Source organism: Pedobacter cryophilus (assembly GCF_005116455.1).
GTDB lineage: Bacteria > Bacteroidota > Bacteroidia > Sphingobacteriales > Sphingobacteriaceae > Pseudopedobacter > Pseudopedobacter cryophilum.
Genome location: NZ_SWBP01000002.1, coordinates 570,522 through 592,557, shown reverse-complemented (window position 1 = coordinate 592,557; position 22,036 = coordinate 570,522). Strand labels below are relative to the sequence as shown.

The following is a 22,036-nucleotide window of genomic DNA, read 5'->3' as shown; positions in this document are numbered from 1 at the left end:
TTATTGAACCCAATGTTACAAATAGTGCAATTAATCTCTATTTTGCTTTTAAAATATCTCTGATTTCTGCCAATAAAACTTCTTCTTTAGATGGCCCTACAGGTGCAATAATTGGTTCTTCTTTTTTCTTCTTAGTGGCATTAATAGCTTTAATTATTATAAATAAAACCAAAGCAACAATTAAAAAACTAATAACTGCTGATAGAAAATTACCGTATTTTACAGTTTCTAAAAACGTTAATTGACCAATATCAGTAAGATTAGCCGCATCTAACGCAGGTTTAAGCAATAAAGGGGTAATAATATCTTCAATAAATGAATTGATGATTTTACCAAAGGCAGCACCAATAATTACTGCAATTGCTAAATCCATTACGTTTCCTTTTAGCGCAAATTCTTTAAATTCTTTAACAAATCCCATATCTTAATATATTTTAAAGTTTGATTTAAACTAAATTAATTAATTAAAAGTTATGTTCAAACCTTAAAACTAAAATTGTATACTTAGATTAAAAATTGATACGTAATTAAATCACTTTGTTTAACTTTGAGATTCAAAATTAGTTTATGCTTAAACAAAATCTTCAACAAAAACTTTTACAAAAACTCTCGCCACAACAAATACAGTTTATAAAATTGTTGCAGGTACCTACTGTTTCTTTAGATACCAGGATAAAAGAAGAGTTAGAAGATAATCCGGCATTAGAAGATATTAGTCTTGCAGATATGAATGATCCTGTAGAAGAATATCCAGATAAAGACCCTGATGATTATAAGTCTGAAGATAGCGAAGAGAGTTTTGATGAGTTTAATGTTGATGAATATTTACAAGACGATAATGTAAATGATTACGGGAGTAAATATGATAGCAATGAAGAGGATGAAGATAAAAAAGAGTTCCCTATAGCGGTAAGCAGTACTTTTTTTGAAAACCTGCAAGCGCAGTTAGATTTAGTTCCTTTAAGTGATAAGGAGTATTTAATTGCACAACAATTAATTGGGAGTTTAGATGATGATGGCTATTTACGTAGGCATGTACCCTCTTTAATTGACGACCTTGCTTTCTCGCAAAATGTTTTTGCCGAAGAAGAAGAAGTGGAGGAAATGTTAAAAGTTATTCAAACTTTTGACCCCGCTGGTATGGGTGCCAGAGATTTGCAAGAATGTTTATTGATTCAACTAAGAAAAAAAGATCAAAATAACATCAACATTCAAAAAGCAATTCTAATAGTAGAGCATCATTTAGATGAATTCACCAAGAAACATTACGATAAATTAGAAAAATCTTTAAATATCAATTCTGAAGAATTGAAAGATATTGTTGCCGAAATTTTAAAATTAAATCCAAAACCTGGAGATTCTGGCGCATCTACGGTAAAGCAAATGCAGGTTATTCCTGATTTTCATATCGCAAAAAATGACGATATTTTAATTCTTACTTTAAACTCTAAAAATGCTCCGGAGCTAAGGGTGAGTAAATCTTATCAGGAAATGTTTCAGCATTATGAAAAAACTTCTGACAAAGACAAAAAGCTAAAAGAGGCCGTTCAATTTGTTAAGCAAAAGCTAGATTCGGCTAAATGGTTTATAGATGCGATAAAGCAAAGACAACAAACTTTGCTTAAAACCATGAATGCGATTATGAATTATCAATATGATTATTTCTTATTTGATGGTGATGAACGCTATTTGAAACCAATGATTTTGAAAGATATTGCCGACAGAATTGGAATGGACATATCTACAGTATCTAGGGTTGCAAATTCTAAATATGTGCAAACAGAGTTTGGAACTTATTTATTAAAATCGTTTTTCTCTGAAGCCATTCAGACTGAAAGTGGCGAGGAAGTTTCTAACAAAGAGGTGAAAAAGATTTTAGAAGAATGTATTGGTAAAGAAGATAAAATTAGGCCTTTAGCCGATGAAAAACTAACCGAAATTCTTAAAGAAAAAGGATATAATATTGCCAGAAGAACGGTAGCTAAATACAGAGAACAAATGGGGATTCCGGTAGCAAGGTTAAGAAAAGAGTTATAATTTTATTCCTAAGACAAACTCATGTGTGCCGGTATTTATGGTTTTTAATGGCGAAATGGTGTTATCAAAAGCATAGCCGGCATCTAATGTTTTACTAATTGTAAACCCAGCTAGCACAGAAAAAGCATCCTTTTTTCTATAAGAACCACCTACCCAAAAGTTATTTCTGAAATTAATTTTCAAGTTTAAATCAAAAGCTTTGGGTGCTGGCTTAACAAATTTTAGCATCACTGATGGGGTAAAAGAAATATCTTCACCCAACCAAAACCTGTAACCTGTGGTTAAAAAATAATGTGGCACTTCGGCTCCTTTATCATAGTTTTCACTAAAAGAAAGCTTTTCTTTTACCACCTGTTGAATAGAGCCTCCTAAATAAAACTGAGAAGAATAAAAATAGAAACCCGCATTAATATCTGGTGTCCAAGTAATATTTTGCCCACCAACAACAGATGGGTCATTAGGATCTTCAAATACCAAAACATCTGTATTTAAACCTATCCGGCTAACACCGCCTCCCACCCCAAATGATAAGTTGGCTATATCTCCCATCATAATATGGTAAGCGTAAGTAAGATTAAGAGTGCTTCTATTAATTGGACCAGTTTTATCATTTAAAACCGTAAAACCTAATCCGTGATGATTATCAGAAGAATAGTAACCATCCTTATCTGAACGAGTAGCAGGATCTTCAATTCCGTAATCTGCAGAGCCGGCTGTCAAAATACTTTTGTCTAAATTAACAGGTGCATGAATGGTAAAGTAACTTGTTTTTGGTGCATCCTGAATCCCAACCCATTGATTTCTAAAACCAGACTTTATGGTAAATGCCTTATAAATACCTGTAAACGCTGGATTAATAATTTCCATATTTTGCAAATACTGGGTATAGTGTGGTCTTTGCTGAGCAAAACCCATAAAACAACATAAGTTAATAAGGATGAATAGGAAGGCCTTTCTCATTATCGTAGAAGAGTTACAGAGCCTGTGTACCTATTTCTACCATTGTTGGGTTCTATCATAAAATAGTAAACACCAACTGGCATATCTACATTGTTTAATCGCCCATCCCAAGGTGTATTGTACTGTTTTGCGTAAAACACCTCTTGTCCGTATCTATTAAAAATTCTAATGGTTGCGTTTACAAACGTTTCTAAATATTTAATAGACCAGGTATCGTTAATTCCATCACTATTTGGACTAAAAACATTTGGAATAAATGGGTCTATATGTACGGTGACTGTTACTTCATCTGCCACTATACAACCATCTTTTGAGGTAACCGTTAAAGTGTATTTTGTTGTTTCAGCTGGACTTGCAATTGGATTTAAGATACTATCAGCACTTAAACCTAATGATGGAGTCCACTTGTATTTCAAATTACTTCCTGTTACTGCTGCCTTTATTTGTTTTTCTCCAGCCAATAAAATATCTAAATCTTCGCCTGCATCTACAGTTGGTATGGGATTTACTAAAATTGTTTGAGAGACCTGCTCTGTACAGCCTTTATTTGACGTAAAAGTGTAGGTAATAAGATGAGATCCTAAACCGGCTATTACGGGATCAAAAAAGTTTCCGACTATTCCCTTACCTACCAAAGTAGCTGTGCCTAAAATACCGGTTGTTTCTTTAGCTGATGACAATAGGAATTTTGACGTATTTAAACAAACTGGGCTTACGGCACCAAAAACCACATTAGGACTTCCATTAACAGTAATGGTGGTTGGTGCAGATTGCTGAAAACAAACTTGACCAGAGTAGGCTCTAAAAACTACCTGATAATTTTTATTGATAGCAGAAGCTGGATATTTATGTGCGTAAATTTCGCCATTAGTGGGTGTAATATCAGTTTCAATTACATTGTTGCCGGTAACACTGTATTCATAAATAATTTCAACTTTGGTGATATTTCCAAAAAGTATGGTGGAGTTGTTTTTAAAATTGACGGCTTTATTGCTACACAAATTATCTTTATCCAATAGCTCAAAACTCACTTGAGGGTTGGCTCCACTAATAGTTATTGTTTTTGTAATTGAAGAAATACAACCTTCGGCAGAAGTAGTTTGTAAAGTTACATTGTAAGAGCCTGTTGCTAAATATTTATGTTTAGGAAGTTGCTTAACTTTTTCTACAACATCATTAGATCCGTCTCCAAAATTCCATAACCAAGAACTTACATTGCCTTTATTTATAACAGGCTGAAAATTCACAACATCGTTAATACAAGCTCCGGGATCTAAAAAATCTATTTCGGCAGGATCATTAATGATAACAGATTTAGAGAAAGTGTTTGAACAACCAAACTGAGTGCTAGAAGTAATACTTACTACATAAGTACCACTTTTTGTAAATAAATGAGTGGGATTTTGTTGTGTACTGGTTGTGCCATCACCAAAACTCCATAACCAAGAGGTTAGGTTTCCGTCAGCAGATGTGCTTTTATCAGCAAATTGAATATTTGTATTTACGCATAATGGTGATTGAGTTTCTAAAGAGGCTACAGGCAATTTTTTCACCGAGATACTTTTTTCAAATACCCCAGAAACACAACCAATATTACTTTTAATAGTCAATTTCACTTTGTAAACGCCAGAAAGTGGGAAAACATGAGTCGGATTCTTTAGGGTAGAAATTGTACCATCTCCAAAATCCCAAAGCCAACTATTTACAGGTTCCCCAATATTTTTTTCTACATAAGTAAAAGGCAACGTTCCTCCAACACAAACCTCATTATTAGAAGAAAATTCTGCAACTGGCAGGTCACTTACTTCAAAATCAAAATTTATGATTTCTTCATCTAAAGTGGAGCAAAGTCCCGAGTTGACAGGTAATGAAGCGAGTATTTGAATAGGTTTAATCCCGCTACTGGCAAAAGACTTTTGAACAATTAGTTTAAATTCATACAAATCCTTGTTACCTATTTTTATCATAGTGTAAGAAGGATTATTTTGGGTAATTGGAGCACTGTTAGCATCTAATGTCCAAACAAGTTTAGTAGCCGCATAGGGTAATACTATTCTAAAATCGTATGATTCATTAATACAAGCAATCTTAATAATTTCGTTGGTTTCTCTTTTAATAGCATTAACCAAAGTAGTTGATGCTAAACTTGTTCCTGCAGAATAAGCATATGACTCTACCGGACCAAAGCCATAAGCTATTGCATTAAAACCAGTATCAGCTGATAAGCTAAAATTAGATCCTCCAATAGTGTTTAAAGTGATTTGAGCGTAAGAATATTCTGCTGAATTTGGAACAGATAAAAAACTGGCGGAAAAATTAATCCCGTTAATTTTAAATGAACTCACCTTTTTGGTAGGTATAGTGATGTTTAAATATTGCTCTGTAATTGCTAATTTGTTTGAGGAATAAAGGGTGATCTTATCAATACTATATTCTAAGGGATTTAAAATCACCATATCAGGATCTCCAACTATACTCCCTGGATTAGTAATATTTCTACTATCATTGCAGGATTGTGATAATGCAAACTGAGCGACGGATATGGGTTTATCAGATTTAATGATAGATACATTAGTTATTCCTTGAGAAGAATAAAATTGCCCGGTATTCAATTTTACAGATACGCCATCAATTGATACTGTGGTATTATCTTCTGATGCCAAAATTCTATAAATACTTCCTGTATTTCTATTAAAAAACGGAACTAATGGAAAAGTGGTTCCCCAACTATCTATTGGATAGAGTTGTTGTAATAATGGATCTAAAGAAATCTGTCCTGTAGTAGCGTTACAGGTATTTGTACCCAAAACTAGCGCAGTGCTCCCAGAAAAAGCTGCAATTTTTTTACATCCAGAAGTTAAAGAATCTACTTCAATTACGGTACCAGTAATATCTACCGTATCTTGATATTGATAAACATCGCCTTTATCAACTAAAGTAATAGAAAAAGGAGTTCCCGGTATTCCTTTAGCCATTGGCTTAATGTTTACCTTAACATTAGCATCTGCAGCTACAACATTAAGCTGAGAAAAATAACCAGTGCCGGCATTGGTAGGTTGTTTCTGATCATAAGACATTGCAAAATGCTTACTTCCTAAAGCCTGATAAGGTAAAACAAGCGTAGCAGCAGACCTAAACCCGGCAAAAACATGCGCATAAACCACCACTTTAGGTTTACCTGCATCCACAGTTACTTTAATCCCTTTATTTTTAGATATTTTAGAACCACTTCCTAAAAAAGAAATAGTTCTCGGTACTAAAACCTCTATTACTGCATTAGCTTGGACTTGATAAGGCTGAGAAAAGGTGCCACAAGAAACAATACCACTTGTATTACTTTTAGAAGTAATAAATATAGACATAGATGCTAAAGAGCCTCCAGATGGAACATGATCTGGAAAACAAACCCAAAACTCTGTTCCCTCATTAGAAATACTTTGAGCTTTTAAATGATCAAAACTAAAAAAGAGACCAATAGTGATTAGCGTAATCTTAAGAAATAGCCTCATATAAAATTACACAAGGTTAAATTGTTGCTAAAGGCAGAATGTATCAAGGCTTATAAATAAATTTCTTAATAAGCTAACATAAAAACAAATTAATCACCAAGCAAAACTTTTATGAAATTTATTTACAGTTTTTATTATATGAAATTCTCCTGAGAGGAGTTTTAATTAATTACCAAAGTTTTTGTGGGCAAGTTACTTTGTAGCGGTTGTTTAATAAGAAACCCAAAACAATTTCATGAGAACCTCTAGATACGGTATTCAATGCCGATGTGGTAAAGTCATAAGAATAACCCAAATTAAATAAAGAACCCACGTTAAAACCTACTAAGCCAGAAAAAGAATCATCTTTCCTGTAGGCTCCACCAATCCACAGTTTGTCTCTAAAAGAAACTTTTAGGTTAACATCAACCCCTAAAGGAGCTGGGTTTACCACTTTTAACATCACTGATGGAACTACTGTAATATCATCATTTAGCCAAAATCTATAACCACCGGTTACAAAAAAATGAGGCACTGTTTTGCCAGTATTATAAGTGGAATTCTCTGAGAAAGATAAAGTTTGTGGTAATAATTGCTGAACAGAAGCACCGGCAAAAAAATCTACAGAATATAACCAAACCCCAGCATTAATATCAGGCTTTAGTTTATTAATGGTGCCTCCTCTGGTTATTGCTTCATCGTTTGGATTCTCTAATGTAATGTCGTTGGTATTTAAGCTTATTTTAGAAACCCCGGCGCCAACACCAACTGATAAATTTAATTTTGGAGCTAAGCCAATGTGATAAGCATAAGTTAGATTAAAAGAGGTATTACTTAATGGGCCTGTTTCATCTACTACTGCCACTACGCCAATTCCATGGTGAGGTTCTGCGGCAGCATAATCATATTTATAATTTCTCCCTAAAGGGTTTTCTCCAACCATACCAAAAGATGTAGAACTTTGCCAATCATTTGTTTTACCTAATGGCATGTGTGCTGTTAGATAAGAAGTTTGAGGTGCATTTTGCAAACCAGTCCACTGTTGCCGGGTGGCTGCTTTTATATCAATATAATTTTCTATGCCTGTAATTGCAGGATTTATGATATAATTATTTAGAATATATTGGGTATACTGAGGCTTTTGCTGTGCTTTTACACTAGCACAAACACAAATAAAAAAAAGGAGAATTTTATAAAACTTAATCATCTAATAACAGTAACTGACCCTGAAAATTTATCATTTCCATTTCTTGGGTCTATAACATAATAATACACTCCAACCGGCACATCCTTTCCTTTTAATTTACCGTCCCATGGTATTGGATAGCCGTTAGAACTAAAAACCTCGTTACCAAAACGATTAAAAATTGACACTTTTGCATTCACATAGGTATCTAAATATTTAATATTCCAGGTATCGTTAACCGCATCATTATTTGGTGTAAATGTATTAGGTATATCTGGAAAATCAGCAACATTAACGTTTACCCTAGCAATAACTATGCAACCATCAGCAGATGTGACAGTTAAAGTATATAAAGTAGTTTCTTGGGGTGATGCTATCGGATTTAGGATATCATCTCTACTTAATCCATCAGCTGGCAGCCATTTATAAGTTAAACCGTTTCCGGTGGCTTCCGCATTTAAAGTTATTTGCCCGCCTGTAAGAATCACCAATTCTTCTGTCCCGGTTACAATTACAGGCAACTCATAAACTGTAATATTTTGCTTTTTGATATCTGTGCAACCATTATTTGCATTAAAAATGTAGCTGATTTCAAAAGTACCTGCACCCGACAATAAAGGATCAAAAAAACCATCGTCTGTTATTCCTGTTCCTGTATAAAAACCACTCCCTGCTATACCTGTTAATTCTGAAGCTTCTGTAAATTTAAACTTATTGATGTTTAGACAAACGTTAGGTAACGGTGCAAAATTCACATCAGGACTACCTTTTACCGTAACCGTAACAGGACCAAAATCTTGAAAACATAAATTCCCGGAATAGGCTCTAAGCGTTACTTGATAATTAAGATTATCTTTTGAAGCCGGGTATTTAAATTCGTAGGTATCTTGCGGAACAGGGTTATTAACTACTAGTTTTTGATTTATAGCTGTTGCGGAATAATTAAAAATCCATTCTAATTTAGTGATGTTTCCAAAAGAAATAGATGATAAATCTTTAAACTTTACAGGCACATTACTACATAAATTATTGTTATCTAAAACTGCAAATTGCGCTTTAGGATTTGCTGCGCTAATAGTAATGCTTTTGATTACTTCTGTTGTACAACCATTAACAGAGGTTACTGTAAGTTTCACATTATAAAAACCTGCATTGTTATACTTATGAGAAGGATTTTCTTTATTTCTTTGTGATACATCATTAACCGCATCTCCAAAATCCCAATCAAAAGACGCCACATCTGCCGATTTATTTTTGACCGTAAAAGTCACTAAATCAGTTACGCATGATGCGGGATCATCAAAATCTATAGTTGGGGCACCATTAATAATTTTACTTTTTGTGATGGTTACTTCACAATCTGCACTCGTTTTAACTGTTAAAGAAACCACGTAATTTCCGCTAGTACTATAAGCATGAACCGGATTTTGTTCAGCAGAAGTTGTTCCATCACCAAAATCCCACAAATAGCTCATTGCTGTACTTTGGGCTAAATCACTTTGATCAGTAAATTTTATAGGCTGTTGCGAACAAGACAAATCTTCGATCAAAAAATTTGCTTGAGGCTGATTTAAGATTTCTATAGGTAAAGTAAACACATTAGAAACACAAGCCACATCATTTTTCACAAAAAGAGAAACTGATTTTATGCCTGTAGTGGTAAATGTATGTATTGGATTTTTCTCTGTAGAAGTACTTCCGTCTCCAAAATCCCAGAAATAACTTATAATAGGCCTTCCTCCACTACTTTCATTTAAATTATATTGGACAGGATTATTAATACAAGCACTATTTTTAGCTAAAAAACTTGTATTTGGCGGTGGATCATAAACCTCAAAATCAAAATTAAGGGTTTCATCTCCTGATGGACAGCCACTAGCACCAGGAGGAATGGTGGAAATAACTTTTATTTTTTTTATACCTGTTACGCTGTAAATTTTATTTACTGGAAGCCTATATTCAAACAGCACTTTACCGTTTATGGTGATCTGTACTGGCGTAAGATTGTTTTGGACAATAGGGGTTTCTCCAACATCTAAAGTCCAAACTAACTTATTAGAGATGTAGGGCAACACTAATCTAAAATCAAAAACTTCATCTCGGCAAGCATTTGTGATAATCTCATTAGTTTCTGGTCTTACTGCATTAATAAATACAGAAGAAGCTAAATTTGTACCTGCAGAATAAGCATAAGATTCAAAATCTCCAAAACCATAAGCCATGGCATTAAAACCTACATCAGAGGTGAGATTAAAATTAGTGCCTCCAATTCTATTTAAATCAATTTGTGCATAAGAATAATTAGTATTGCCTGGTACGGCACTAAAGATATTCGATGAAACCTGTCCATTTATTTTAAAAGAGGCAACACCAGCGTTTGGAATCATCACGTTCAAAAATTGATCTCGGATCACTAATTTATCTGACGAATACATGGTTACATTTTTGATGCTATACTCTAAAGGATTCACAATCACCATATCTGGGTCACTAGGAATACTTCCGTTTGTACGATTACGAGAATCGGCACAATATTGTGTTAACGCAAATTGAGCAACGGTTACAGGTTTATTAGCAGTAATTAAAGATACGCTGGTAATGGGTGGGCTTTGGTAAAATTCTCCGGCGTTTATAGTTCTGGTTACACCCGCTATGTTTATAATGGTATTGTTCTCTGAAGCCATTACTCTAAAAATAGAACCAGTATTACGCTCTGAAAAAGGAATTAAGGGAAATGAAGTTCCCCAGCTTTCTAACGGATATAATTGTTGAAAAAGAGGATCATAAGATGCATTTTGACCTGTATTTGTAGCGCTTCCCGGAGGCGTACAACCCGGTGCTAATATTGCCACTGCCGAGCTCCCAGAAAAAGCAGCAAATCTTTTACAACTCGAACTGCTGGCGTCTACTTCAACATAAGTACCAGTAATATCGTTTTCATTTTGGTATTGATATACATCACCCACATTTACCAAAGTAACCCTAATAGTTGGCTGTGGTACTCCGCTAATTCTTGGTGTAATATTTAAAACTGTATTTGGTTCTACACAAACAATATTTAATTGTGAATTACCAATATTACGGGTATCATTCTGATCAAAAGACATTCCGTAATATTTTTGGCCTAACGCCAATACTGGCAAAACTAAAGTAGCCGCAGATCTGGCTCCTGCAAACACATGGGCATAAACCACCGCTTTAGGTTTTCCATTATCTATTGTTACTTTAATTCCTTTATTTGTAGAAATGCCTGTACCATCATTGATATAAGAAGCAGCCCTGGAAACTACCACTTCTGTTACCGTGTTGGCCAATACGGTAAAACTTTGCGAGAAAGTACCACAAGTAACTACCCCGCTTGTATTATCTTTTGAAGTTACAAAAACAGATAACGATGCAATACTATTCCCCTGCCCTTGAGCTGGCACATGCGATGGGAAACACAGCCAAAACTCAGTACCTTCATTAGAGATGTTTTGCGCATTTACCCTAATAAATGATATTAAAAAGAATAACAGAAAAGTAGCAATACATTTCATTTACTAATTTTGTAGTTTGTTTTGTTCAAAGTCAATAGATTAACTATAATTTTTAATCTAGTGTTATTTTTAATGATATACCATTTAAAAGCCCTTTTAGTTTTATTTTACCTCACTAACATTACCGAACCAGAATATTTTAATTGACCTGCGTTTGCGGTAATAATATAATAATACATTCCTGGTGGTAAATCTACTCCTGCTGCTCTACCATCCCAAGGATTCAAATAATTATCTGCTTTAAAAACTTCTTGTCCGTATCTGTTAAATATTTTAATTGACGAACTAGGATAGCTTTCTAAATATTTTATTGCCCAAATATCATTTACACCATCATTATTGGGTGTAAAAGTGTTTGGTATTTCTGGATATTGTAACACTTTTATAAAGACCTCGTCAGCATAAACACATCCATCCGCACTGGTCACCAACAAGGTGTATTTTGTATCTACTATTGGCTTTGCAATTGGTGTTAAAATATCATCACCATCTAAACCTGTTGCTGGCAACCATTTATAAGTTAAAGTATTTCCTGAAGCTGTGGCGTTAATTTTTATTTCTCCGCCAATTAAAATAGTTTGATCTAATCCTGCATCAGCTGTAGGCGTAGGATAAACAATAATATCTTGTTTTTTCTCGGTTAAACACCCATTATTCCCTGTAAAGGTATAAGTAATACTATGCGTACCCACACCAGCAATAAAAGGAGAAAAAATACCCGTTGAATTTACTCCTTTACCAGAATAAACGCCACTTCCTGCAAATCCAGTATTTTCAGCAGCTTGAATAATTTGATAAGGAACTACTTCTTCACAAACAGACGGTAAACTAGTAAAAACCACATTAGGAACAGCTTTAAGCGATATAGATTTAATAATTTCACTCACACATCCTATGCCAGAAAACACCTTCATTTTTACATTCACAATTTTATTTAATGGCGCATTAAAAGTTGGATACGTAAAAGAATAAGACTTTGCGACATCAGCTCTTAAAGTAGGAGAATTATCTACCAATTGATAAGCTGGGTTATTTAATTGATTATCGATATCAAAATACCATTCTACCTTGTTTAGCTCCCCAAAACTTAATGTAGACACTTCATTAAAAACTACGCTATAATCACTACAAAGTGCATTTTCATTTAAAACATTAAATAAAGGCTGAGGAATGGCGCCTTTAACTGTAAATGTTTTGCTTAAAGTTGCTACACAACCATTTGGAGCGGTAACAATAAGTGTAATTAAATAATCGCCTGCTGCTTTATATAAGTGTGTTGGATTTACAAGTGTTGATGTATTATTTAATCCCGTATTTGTATCTCCAAAATCCCAAACATAAGTTAAACCTGTTGAAAACCCATCAAATGTAGATTGACTGAAAAACTGTGCTTCGCCATTAGGTAAACAACCATCAGGCATTAAAAAACTAGCAATAGGAACTGCTTTTAAAGTGATGGATTTGATAACCGTACTTACACATGTTGCACTATTTCCAGAATAAGCTAACATCTTTACATTTACTATTTTTTGCGCCGGACTAAAAAATACTGGGTATTGATGAGTATATTTTTTGGCTGTTGCCGATCTTAAGTTTGGGTTGTTATCAACTTCTACAACAGTTGGCGTAGCACTATCATAATACCATTCAATTTTTGTGATTTCGCCAAAATCAACTAGAGAGCGATCTTCAAAAACCACCGGTACATCATTGCATAAATTACTACCATTTTGAACCACAAAATCTGCTTTGGGCGTACTTCCGTTTACAGTAAACGTTTTAATTATTTGTGATTCGCAACCTTTAGCACTTTTTACCATCAGTTTAACCTGATAATTTGCCGCACTACTATATTTATGGCTTGGGTTTACCAATGTTGATGAATTAAGAATACCCGAACTTGGGTCTCCAAAATCCCATATATAAGTTAAAGCAGAACCATCTGCAACAGTAGTTTTGTTGGTGAATTGAGCCGATGCATCATCTAAGCAAATATCTGGAGTATCAAAATTAACAACGGGCAAAGGATAAATATTTATTTGCTTGATGATAGTTTTGGTACAACCTAAATTGGTAGTCACCGTTAATTTTATATCATAAATTTTAACAGCACTAAAAATATGATTTGGGTTTTGGAGGTTTGATAGGTTAGATGTTGACGTTGGATCTCCAAAATCCCATTCCCATTTTACAATGGTTTGCCCTATAGTAGTTGATTGATCTGTAAAAGAAATATCTCTGTTAACACAAGTTATGGTACTGAAAGAAAAATCAGAAATGGGCAAAGCCATCACTTCAATATTTTTTGAAGTAATATCAGACCAGCAACCTTTATCAGACTTTACAGAATATCTTATTGTTTTAATACCTGTAGTTGGAAAAGTAAATTGAGGATTTTTTAATGTTGAGGTCCCTACGCCGTTAAAATCCCATAAATAATCGGTTACTATTGGTCCGTTTATTTCTGGAACATCCGTAAAAGTAATGGCATCATTAAAACAAGATTGCGCAGGAGCTGTAAAATTTGCCAGAGGTTTAGGATTTACCCTTACTGTTTTAGTTGTTTCTATTTGGCAACCTGCATCACTTGTAACGGTTAACTTCACAATATAATTACCGGCAACGCTGTAAGAATGAGTAGGATTTTTTAATGTTGATGTATTATTAATGCCTGATGATGGTTCATTAAAATCCCATAAATAGCTAAGGTTACCGTTATTTAAAACAGTTGATTTATTTGTAAATGCTGTTGGTGCTGCTTGTACACAAACTTCTGAAGCTTCAAAATCTGCTACCGGTTCTGGATAAACAATTACTTCTTTAATAATAGTATTAATACAACCAGTACTTGTAGTAACGGTAAGCCTAACCGAATAAATAGCATAGGTTTTGTAATTATGAGTTGGATTTTGAAGATTTGATGTGTTTGTTGTAGACAAAGGATCGTTAAAATTCCAATCCCATTTAACAATAGTTCCATCGGCGGTTGTAGATAGATCAGTAAAACTAATATCTTTATTTACGCAATTTGCTAAAGGAGCTGAGAATTGAGGAACTGGCAATTCAACTACATTAACCTCTTTTTCAACCACATCAGACCAACATCCAGAAACAGACTTTACAGAAAACCTCACCTTTTTTAAACCAGATGTTAAAAAAATAAATGATGCATCTTTTGTGGTAGCACTTCCCTCTCCGTTAAAATCCCATAAGTAATTACTAATATTAGGTTCATTAGGGTCTGCTTGTGAGGTGAAATTTACAGCTTCTCTTAAACAAGACTTTGCTATCGTATTAAAATTAGCGACTGGCTTAGGGTTAATAATTAAATCAAAATTAAACTCATCTCCTGTACCACAATCATCAATGGTTGGCTTAATTACTCTTACTTTAAAAGGATAGGTATTAGGCAAAGTAAAAATTAAACTTTTTGCTAAAGAGTAAACGTAAGTTGTTTCTCCATCTTTTGTAGTTTGTGACAACAACTCAATAGGAATAGATATTGACCCTGTACCATCTCCTTTATCTAAATAAATTTCAACAGGTTGATAAGGCAATTTTAATGACAGAGAGAATGGCGTAGCTGCACAAGCAGATTGTAAAACCTGCTTTGTTACATCATCAATTGTTTCTACACCAAAAGCAGTAAGATTTGCGCCGGCGGCATAGCCGTAAGATTCTGCCCCACCAAAACCATAAGCAATGGCATTAAAACCTTCATCGCAAGATAAATTATGGGTACCCGCGGCAACTGAAATTTGAGCAGAATAATATGCTGCATTTCCTACAACAGGGATAAAACTTGTAGATTTACTCACACCATCAACTTTAAAACTCGCAACTCCCTCATTCTTTACCACCACATTTATAAAATGCTTAAGGATATTAAAATTTGGAGAAGAATACATCGTAATTTGAGTCAATGTTTGTTCTAAAGGATTTAAAAAAATCATTTCAGGATCACCCACGTCACCAGTAATAGGCGTACAATTAATTCCTCTACCTTGTGTTACTGCATATTGAACTACTTGTATAGCTTTATCAGAACTTATATTATTAACAGCCTGTGATTCAAAATCGTAATATAAACCATTTGTAAAACTAGCATTAGGGATTACTAAACCATTTAAGGTAACAACTGCTGTTGGGTCGCTTTTAAGAATTCTATACACATCAAAATTTCTCTCTTTTTGTGGTACAGTTATAAATTTTTTACCCCAAGTTGCCGTAGGATAAACTTGTTGAAACAGGTTATCAGCAGAACCTGCTGTGTTATTATTTAAGCAACTAATTGATATTTTACTACTTCCAGAAAAAACAGCAACTTTTTTACAAACTCCGGTTGTGGAAACTGATTTAATTTTAGAACCCGTTAAATCAACCCCTAAAGTTCCGTTTGCGTTTGTATAGGCACCTAAGACATGGTAAATTTCCCCTTTATTTAAATTTACTGTATATTTTGTATTTGCAACCCAACCGCCTTGAGTAGCTTGCGAAGGGGTAATTTCTACCTGTGTATTATCCTCAACTGCAACCACAAAAAACCAAGAAGCAGAATTATTTTGGTTAGATACCTGTTTATAATTGATAGAAAAGTAATCTTTACCCAAAGTATTGGTAGGTAAAACTAAAGTTGCACCTGAAACAGAACTTGCATAAATGTGAGAATAAACTATTATGGGTTTTAAAGATGTAATATGAATACCTAATGCCGATTTACCTTCTACACTTAAATGAGCTGTTGATGGAATAGTTACTGTACTTACAATATTTGCTGTAATATTTACTATTTGAGTAGATCCTAAGGCATTTATTGAAACCGTTGCTGTAGTATTTACATCAGAAGTAAGATATAAAACCATATTTCCTGTTGCTATATGAGTTCCATATCCAACCCAAAAATCAGTTCCTTTATTTGATGTTCCTTGTGCAAACGTTTTTTCTACTGAGAATAGTGAAAACAAGAAAAGAATGTAAAAAACAATACGTTTTAGTTTGCTCATTAAGAAAATCAATATTTTAACTCGACTGTAAAGATTAAAAAAGGTTTAATATTGGTCAATTTTTAAATGTAATTAATTTATAATAAATTCCTTTTACAATCCGCTTTAAAACAAAAAAACCCTCAAAAATTAGAAGGTTTTTTTTGTGAACTTTATCGAAGTAAAATTAGTTCCCTTTTTCTCCTGATTTTATTAAATCTGCTTTGTAATTTTTTAATGCATCGTTAATAAAACCCTGAATATCTTTATTCCATAATTGTTGAACATCAGAATTGTAGTTTAGATACAACTTGCCATCCACAATTTTAAATGCATTTGGATCTACCGGAGCAGCATGACCTTTAGCATAACCATAAGCGCAATAACCACCAAATTGGGGTTCAAATTTTTCAGGATGGGATTTAAAAGCCTTTAAATTTTCTTTGTTACTAAACAACCAAAGAGCATCTTTCCAGAGATAAGAATATTTTTCATTACCCTTTACTGCTTTATTCTCTTTAAAATAAGCAACAGCATCATAACCCTTTATGGCTCCTTCCTTAGTTTGAAATACCGCTTTTTCTTGTGCTGATAAATGGCCTAGAAAGCTAAAAATGATGGTTAAAATTAATATTGATTTTTTCATGATAATTATTTTCAACAGTTTAGTCTTACTAAAAATCAATTCCTTACTGTAAAAACTAAATGCTTACAAAACAAAAACGCAAGTTATTCATCAATCCCAATTTTATATTTCTTTCCTTTAATTTTCTCGGGTCTGATTAATCCTAAAGCTTGGTTTATTTTTTTTCTTAGCACCGCTACGTAAGACATGTGATCAAAAACTTCTATTAAACCTATATCTTCTTTCTCTAGATTTGCTTTCTTATGAAGCAAACCCACAATATCTATCTTATTAATTTTATCTTTTTTACCTGCCGCAATGTAAAGTGTAGCCCATTTACTGGCGTCAAATAATTTAAAATCAGGAATATTTGCTATTTCTTCTACCTTTTGGTTGATATAACCTGGGCAATATTCATCATCTGCTAACAGTAAATAAGCTTTTCCGGTAGCTTTCATTCGGGCTGTTCTGCCGTTACGGTGCGTAAAAGATTCTTCTGTGAAAGGAATTTGGTAGTGAATAACTTGTTGAACATCAGGAATATCTAAACCTCTGGAAGCTAAATCTGTGGTGACCAAAACTGCATGTGTTCCATTTCTAAATTTCACTAAAGCCTTTTCTCTTTCCGGTTGATCCATCCCGCCATGATAAATTCCGTTAGACATTCCCTTATCCCAAAGTATTTCACTCACTCTGTCAACAGCTTCGCGGTGGTTACAAAAAATTAAAGTTGGTCCATCTGGGTGCTCTGCTACCACCTGCATCAACAGCTTTAATTTATCTTTTGATGGCGTATGTAAAACCCTTAAAGCTAGTTCTGGTGCGTGAGCATCATCATTTAAAAAATTAACTGTGGCTAAATTATTTACTCTTGCAAACAGCGGAATCTCGTCCATTTTGGTAGCCGAGGTTAATATTTTTTGTTTTACATTGGTTAAATTCTCAATAATGAATTCCATTTCTACTTGGAAACCCATTTCTAGTGATTTATCAAACTCATCTAAAACCAAATATTCTAACTCTTGAGGATTGATGTTTTCTTTTCTAATATGGTAGCTAATTTTACCTGGCGTACCAATAATTACTTCTGGAGTTACACTTAAACTTTGTTCTTCTGTTTTGGTAGAATGGCCGCCATAAATACAACTTACTTTAAAACCCGATTGAAAAGCTCTAAAAACTTGCTCAATTTGCAGCGCAAGCTCTCTTGATGGTACTATTACCAAAACCTGTGCTTGCTTGGCATCCTTTTTTAAGCGGTATAAAAGCGGAATTAGAAATGCCAACGTTTTACCTGAGCCAGTTGCAGAAAGCACCATTACATCTTTATTAGATTGTATTGCTTTTTCTGCAGCAATTTGCATTTCATTTAATTGGGCAATGTTTAAACGCTTTAGCAATTGCGCTTTTTCTTCTGTGTTTATCATTATTGCAAATATCTTTAAATTTTTTAGCATGCTGGCAATTTCAAATTAATAAAGCTCTTGTATATTTACCAAATGAGAAAGCTGAAACTGGAGGAGTTAAATAGACCTAGTATAGAAGAGTTTAAAACCCAAGAAAAACTACCTATAATAGTGGTATTAGATAACGTAAGAAGCTTACACAATGTTGGTTCGGCGTTTAGAACTGCTGATGGTTTTGCGGTTGAAGCTATTTATTTATGCGGAATAACGGCTCAACCTCCTCATCGTGAAATAGAAAAAACTGCTTTGGGTGCTACACAATCTATCCATTGGGAGTATTTTGAAAACGTAGAAGATGCTGTTACTCAACTAAAGCAAAACAACTTTCAAATTGTAGCCATTGAACAAGCAGAAAATAGTGTGAGTTTATTAGATTTTAAACCTTCGCTTGATAAAAAATATGCTTTATTCTTTGGAAACGAAGTAAATGGGGTAAGCGAAGAGGTGATGAAACAGATTGATACTTGTTTAGAAATTCCACAATTTGGCACCAAACACTCTTTTAATATTGTAATTAGTACTGGTATTGTACTTTGGGATTTTTATAGCAAAACCAGCTCGTAAATTTTAAAATGGATATTAATTTTTCTTGTTTTAAATAGTCCCAATGGCAACTTTTGAAGTTATTTTTCCTCAATAATCCACAATAATTTTTCTCACAATATTTAACAAATTAACAACTCCTACAAATGAAATATTATCTTAAAAATAACTGAGAAAATAATTTTCCTAAAAACCGCTTTTAAATATACATTAAGGTAATAAACTCAATAATCTCAATTATTTAGTTAATAAACTTTCTTTTCACTACAGTTAAATGCATATTTTTGGTATAAAAATAGCGAACCACAAAGTACAAAAATTAATATCTCTCAAAATTAAATGGACTCTCAAAAATTAACACCTCCTAAACTCTGGATTATTGGGTTATTTCTGATCACTTTCTTATTTGCCTGCAAAAAAAATGAAGTTGTAGAAAGCAACATCAGCAGTAACAAAATTGCTCCTGATGGCTTCAAATTTTCTACCGTAAGGGAAGTTAAAATCAAAATCAGACTTTTAACCAATTTAGGAGAACCTATATCAGGTGTTCCGGTAACGTTAAACACTTTAGACGATACTCAGGAATTGCTAAAGATGATTTCAGATAAAAACGGTTTTATCATTACCAGTTTAAACGTATCTACTTATATTAAAGAATTACTGGTTAAAACTCCTTATATAGGTTTAATGAATAAAGTGCCAGTTTCTATTTCGTCAAACGATTTAGAGCTTACTTTAGGAGGACCAAAAGGATTAAGTGGTAATATTATCTTAAGTCAGCCTCCACAAAATAGCCCAATGGTAGTTTTCGGTAAAAACAATCAACCGCCATCAACTTTAAGCACAAATTACGAGTACATGGGCACTTACAGCAGCAACGGAAGACCAGATTATCTAATGGCTCAACCCGGAAACGTAAGTGCTGGTTTGTTATCATACATTAATGCCTCATTACCTGATGCACAGGATGTTCGTATTCACCATCCAGAATATCTTGCTGCTACCGCTCAACATACTTTAGAAGTTGTAGAAACAGGAGAAGTGTTTATCACATTTGTTGCCGAAGGTGCAGGGAACCTAAATTCTGTTGGTTATTATACTTATCCAACTGGTTACCCTCCTACCACTAAAGATGATATATCAACTATCAGATACATTTTTCCTAATGCATCTGATGGAATATCTGGAGGTGGATTGGTTTCAGGTGATAGAGTGAGTTTAGGTTCATTTAATGCAGGTACCACTATTTCTATTGTTTTATTATCTGATGCTTGGGAAAGTGGACCAGCAAAAGCAGTAATTAGTAGTTCTACCAAATTTTATACAGATAAACAGTATAATCCAGAACCAGACGTAAATTTAAAGGTGCACTCGGTACTTTTAAATTATGCTACCGAAAATGTGTTTGTTCTTGGTTTTGAAGATTTACAAAGAGATAACCCAGCCTGTGATCAGGATTTTAACGATTTAGTTTTATATGCCAGCGCTAATCCTGTATCGGCCCTTTCTAAAGTTAGAGTTAAACCACTAGACCCTCCTGTAGATGAAGATGGAGATGGTGTTTTTGATGAATTTGACGAATATCCAAAAGATCCAAGAAGAGCTTACAATACCTATTCACCCTCTAAGTATGGATGGGGAACATTAGCTTTTGAAGATAATTGGCCATTAAGTGGAGATTATGACATGAATGATCTTGTACTTAATTACAGATATACTTTAGTAAGCAATGCGAATAACAATTCAGTAGAAATGCTTGCAAAGTTTACTGCAAAAACAGCTTTTGCACAATATAAAAACGGTTTTGGAGTAAAATTAGGAGTAAATCCATCAGACATTACAAGTGTTAGTGGTGGTAAATATTCTGAAGGATACCTATCATTTAACGCAAACGGTACCGAAGCAAACCAAAATAGTTCTGCCGTTATTATTCCTTTTGATAATCATAAATTATTAATTGATGGTGCGCCAAATTCTGGTTCTATACTAGATATGACTATTAAATTCTCTGAAACAAGTAACCACTCTTCATTTTTCTCTACAGCACCCTTTGATCCCTTCTTAATTAGCAATGGAAGAAGAGGATATGAAATTCACCTTCCTGGTAAAACACCAACTAATTTAGCTAATACTTCATTGTTTGGCACCTTTGATGATCGTAGCTTAACGCCGGGATCTATTTATTATGTAAATTCAAATAACAGACCGTGGGCTATGCACTTTAATCAAGAGTTCAAATTCCCTAAAGAAGGCGTTTCTATTGAAAATGCATATTTACATTTTGGAGATTGGGCAATTTCTGGAGGTTTAAATTTTACCGATTGGTACTCTAACTTAACAAGTGGATACAGAAATGACGCTATGATTTACGGCAATTAAATATTTTATAAAAAAAATCAAACTCCAGATATTAAAATGAAATATCTGGAGTTTTTTTTGTTCTCTTCATTAAGACTCTGCTCATACTTTAATTAATATTGTAATTTCATTTTTTGTAACCAATCTACAACAGATGAACGCTTTATTTAAAAAATTAAAGGTTAAACCTAATCAAAGCTTATTAATCTTAAACGCTCCAAATAATTATTTAGAGTCTTTAGAACCAATACCTTCTCTCAACAAAGTTTTTTCTTCTGTTTTGGCTTCCGCCGATGTAATACAAATTTTCATAAAAAATGGAGTTGAGCTGGTTTTGGAAATGGAAAAAATCAAAAACGTTTTAAAACCAGAAACCATTCTTTGGATTTCTTATCCTAAAAAATCATCGGGAATAGCTACAGATTTAGGAATGATGCACCATTGGGATGAATTAAAAAAGTTTAACCTCAGACCAGTCGCTTCTATTTCGGTAAATGAAAATTGGACTGCCTTACAAATTAAACCAGAAGATCAAGTCAGAAAATCTAACGCTAGCAAAGCAGAAATTAACAAAACAGCTTTCGCAGATTATATTGATCAAGAAAAAAGGACAGTTAAAATCCCTGAAGATCTTTTAGAAGCATTAAAAAATGAGCCTCATGCTATTTCCTTTTTTGAGTCTTTGAGTTTCACCAATAAAAAAGAATATGCGGTTTATATACTTAGTGCTAAGCAACTAAAAACCAGAGAAGAAAGAGTTAAAAAAGCTAAAGATAAATTGATTTTAGGAAAGAAAAATCTAGATCAAAAATAAATTAGTGCTTTAATTTTCAACTTTATAATAGGTTTAAT

12 protein-coding genes are annotated in these 22,036 nt (G+C 33.6%); 4 read left to right on the top strand and 8 right to left on the bottom strand.

Annotated elements, in window-relative coordinates:
- Positions 1 to 37: 37 nt before the first annotated feature.
- Positions 38 to 421, bottom strand: coding sequence for a large conductance mechanosensitive channel protein MscL (gene mscL / locus FA046_RS07815; protein ID WP_136825824.1), 384 nt, complete (start codon positions 419 to 421; stop codon positions 38 to 40).
- A gap of 146 nt (positions 422 to 567) precedes the next feature.
- On the opposite strand from mscL, the gene rpoN reads away from it, so the two are divergent.
- Positions 568 to 2,037: an RNA polymerase factor sigma-54 gene (rpoN, locus tag FA046_RS07810; protein WP_136825823.1), complete on the top strand. Its 1,470-nt coding sequence runs from the start codon at positions 568 to 570 to the stop codon at positions 2,035 to 2,037.
- Here rpoN and FA046_RS07805 read toward each other — a convergent pair.
- The 7 genes from FA046_RS07805 to FA046_RS07775 form a co-directional block, all read right to left on the bottom strand.
- Entirely contained in the window at positions 2,032 to 2,997 is a 966-nt protein-coding gene (locus FA046_RS07805) for a PorP/SprF family type IX secretion system membrane protein (RefSeq protein ID WP_136825822.1), read from the bottom strand. The genes rpoN and FA046_RS07805 overlap by 6 nt on opposite strands.
- The gene (locus tag FA046_RS07800; RefSeq protein WP_136825821.1) at positions 2,997 to 6,506 is read right to left on the bottom strand and encodes a PKD domain-containing protein; all 3,510 of its coding nucleotides are present in this window, start codon (positions 6,504 to 6,506) and stop codon (positions 2,997 to 2,999) included. Before FA046_RS07800 ends, FA046_RS07805 begins: the two co-directional genes overlap by 1 nt.
- Positions 6,507 to 6,675: 169 nt before the next feature.
- Positions 6,676 to 7,692: a PorP/SprF family type IX secretion system membrane protein gene (locus FA046_RS07795; RefSeq protein WP_136825820.1), complete on the bottom strand. Its 1,017-nt coding sequence runs from the start codon at positions 7,690 to 7,692 to the stop codon at positions 6,676 to 6,678.
- Entirely contained in the window at positions 7,689 to 11,210 is a 3,522-nt protein-coding gene (locus FA046_RS17580; RefSeq protein ID WP_136825819.1) for a PKD domain-containing protein, read from the bottom strand. Before FA046_RS17580 ends, FA046_RS07795 begins: the two co-directional genes overlap by 4 nt.
- 107 nt (positions 11,211 to 11,317) lie before the next feature.
- Entirely contained in the window at positions 11,318 to 16,213 is a 4,896-nt protein-coding gene (locus FA046_RS07785; protein ID WP_136825818.1) for a PKD domain-containing protein, read from the bottom strand.
- A 166-nt stretch (positions 16,214 to 16,379) separates the two neighbouring features.
- Positions 16,380 to 16,838 carry a YHS domain-containing (seleno)protein gene (locus FA046_RS07780; protein WP_136825817.1) on the bottom strand — a complete coding sequence of 153 codons (459 nt, stop codon included), beginning with the start codon at positions 16,836 to 16,838 and terminating at the stop codon, positions 16,380 to 16,382.
- 83 nt (positions 16,839 to 16,921) lie between these two features.
- Complete coding sequence (locus FA046_RS07775; protein WP_136825816.1) at positions 16,922 to 18,244, bottom strand: DEAD/DEAH box helicase; 1,323 nt, start codon at positions 18,242 to 18,244, stop codon at positions 16,922 to 16,924.
- Between the two features lie 72 nt (positions 18,245 to 18,316).
- Between FA046_RS07775 and FA046_RS07770 the strand changes: the two genes are divergently transcribed.
- The 3 genes from FA046_RS07770 to FA046_RS07760 all read left to right on the top strand — a co-directional run bounded on the left by FA046_RS07770 (position 18,317) and on the right by FA046_RS07760 (position 21,998).
- Positions 18,317 to 18,847 (top strand): RNA methyltransferase, encoded by a 531-nt coding sequence (locus FA046_RS07770; RefSeq protein WP_136825815.1) that lies wholly within the window; start codon positions 18,317 to 18,319, stop codon positions 18,845 to 18,847.
- A gap of 318 nt (positions 18,848 to 19,165) precedes the next feature.
- The gene (locus FA046_RS07765) at positions 19,166 to 21,205 is read left to right on the top strand and encodes an LruC domain-containing protein (protein WP_136825814.1); all 2,040 of its coding nucleotides are present in this window, start codon (positions 19,166 to 19,168) and stop codon (positions 21,203 to 21,205) included.
- Positions 21,206 to 21,338: 133 nt separating this feature from the next.
- A complete protein-coding gene (locus FA046_RS07760) occupies positions 21,339 to 21,998 on the top strand; it encodes a YdeI/OmpD-associated family protein (protein WP_136825813.1) in 660 nt (219 codons plus the stop codon).
- Positions 21,999 to 22,036: the final 38 nt, after the last annotated feature.

Coding starts and splice junctions, on each gene's coding strand:
- FA046_RS07800 (WP_136825821.1), bottom strand. CDS start 6,506: ATGAGGCTATTTCTTAAGATTACGCTAATCACTATTGGTCTCTTTTTT.
- FA046_RS07795 (WP_136825820.1), bottom strand. CDS start 7,692: ATGATTAAGTTTTATAAAATTCTCCTTTTTTTTATTTGTGTTTGTGCT.
- FA046_RS07785 (WP_136825818.1), bottom strand. CDS start 16,213: ATGAGCAAACTAAAACGTATTGTTTTTTACATTCTTTTCTTGTTTTCA.
- FA046_RS07770 (WP_136825815.1), top strand. CDS start 18,317: ATGAGAAAGCTGAAACTGGAGGAGTTAAATAGACCTAGTATAGAAGAG.
- FA046_RS17580 (WP_136825819.1), bottom strand. CDS start 11,210: ATGAAATGTATTGCTACTTTTCTGTTATTCTTTTTAATATCATTTATT.
- FA046_RS07760 (WP_136825813.1), top strand. CDS start 21,339: ATGAACGCTTTATTTAAAAAATTAAAGGTTAAACCTAATCAAAGCTTA.
- FA046_RS07780 (WP_136825817.1), bottom strand. CDS start 16,838: ATGAAAAAATCAATATTAATTTTAACCATCATTTTTAGCTTTCTAGGC.
- rpoN (WP_136825823.1), top strand. CDS start 568: ATGCTTAAACAAAATCTTCAACAAAAACTTTTACAAAAACTCTCGCCA.
- mscL (WP_136825824.1), bottom strand. CDS start 421: ATGGGATTTGTTAAAGAATTTAAAGAATTTGCGCTAAAAGGAAACGTA.
- FA046_RS07775 (WP_136825816.1), bottom strand. CDS start 18,244: ATGATAAACACAGAAGAAAAAGCGCAATTGCTAAAGCGTTTAAACATT.
- FA046_RS07805 (WP_136825822.1), bottom strand. CDS start 2,997: ATGAGAAAGGCCTTCCTATTCATCCTTATTAACTTATGTTGTTTTATG.
- FA046_RS07765 (WP_136825814.1), top strand. CDS start 19,166: ATGGACTCTCAAAAATTAACACCTCCTAAACTCTGGATTATTGGGTTA.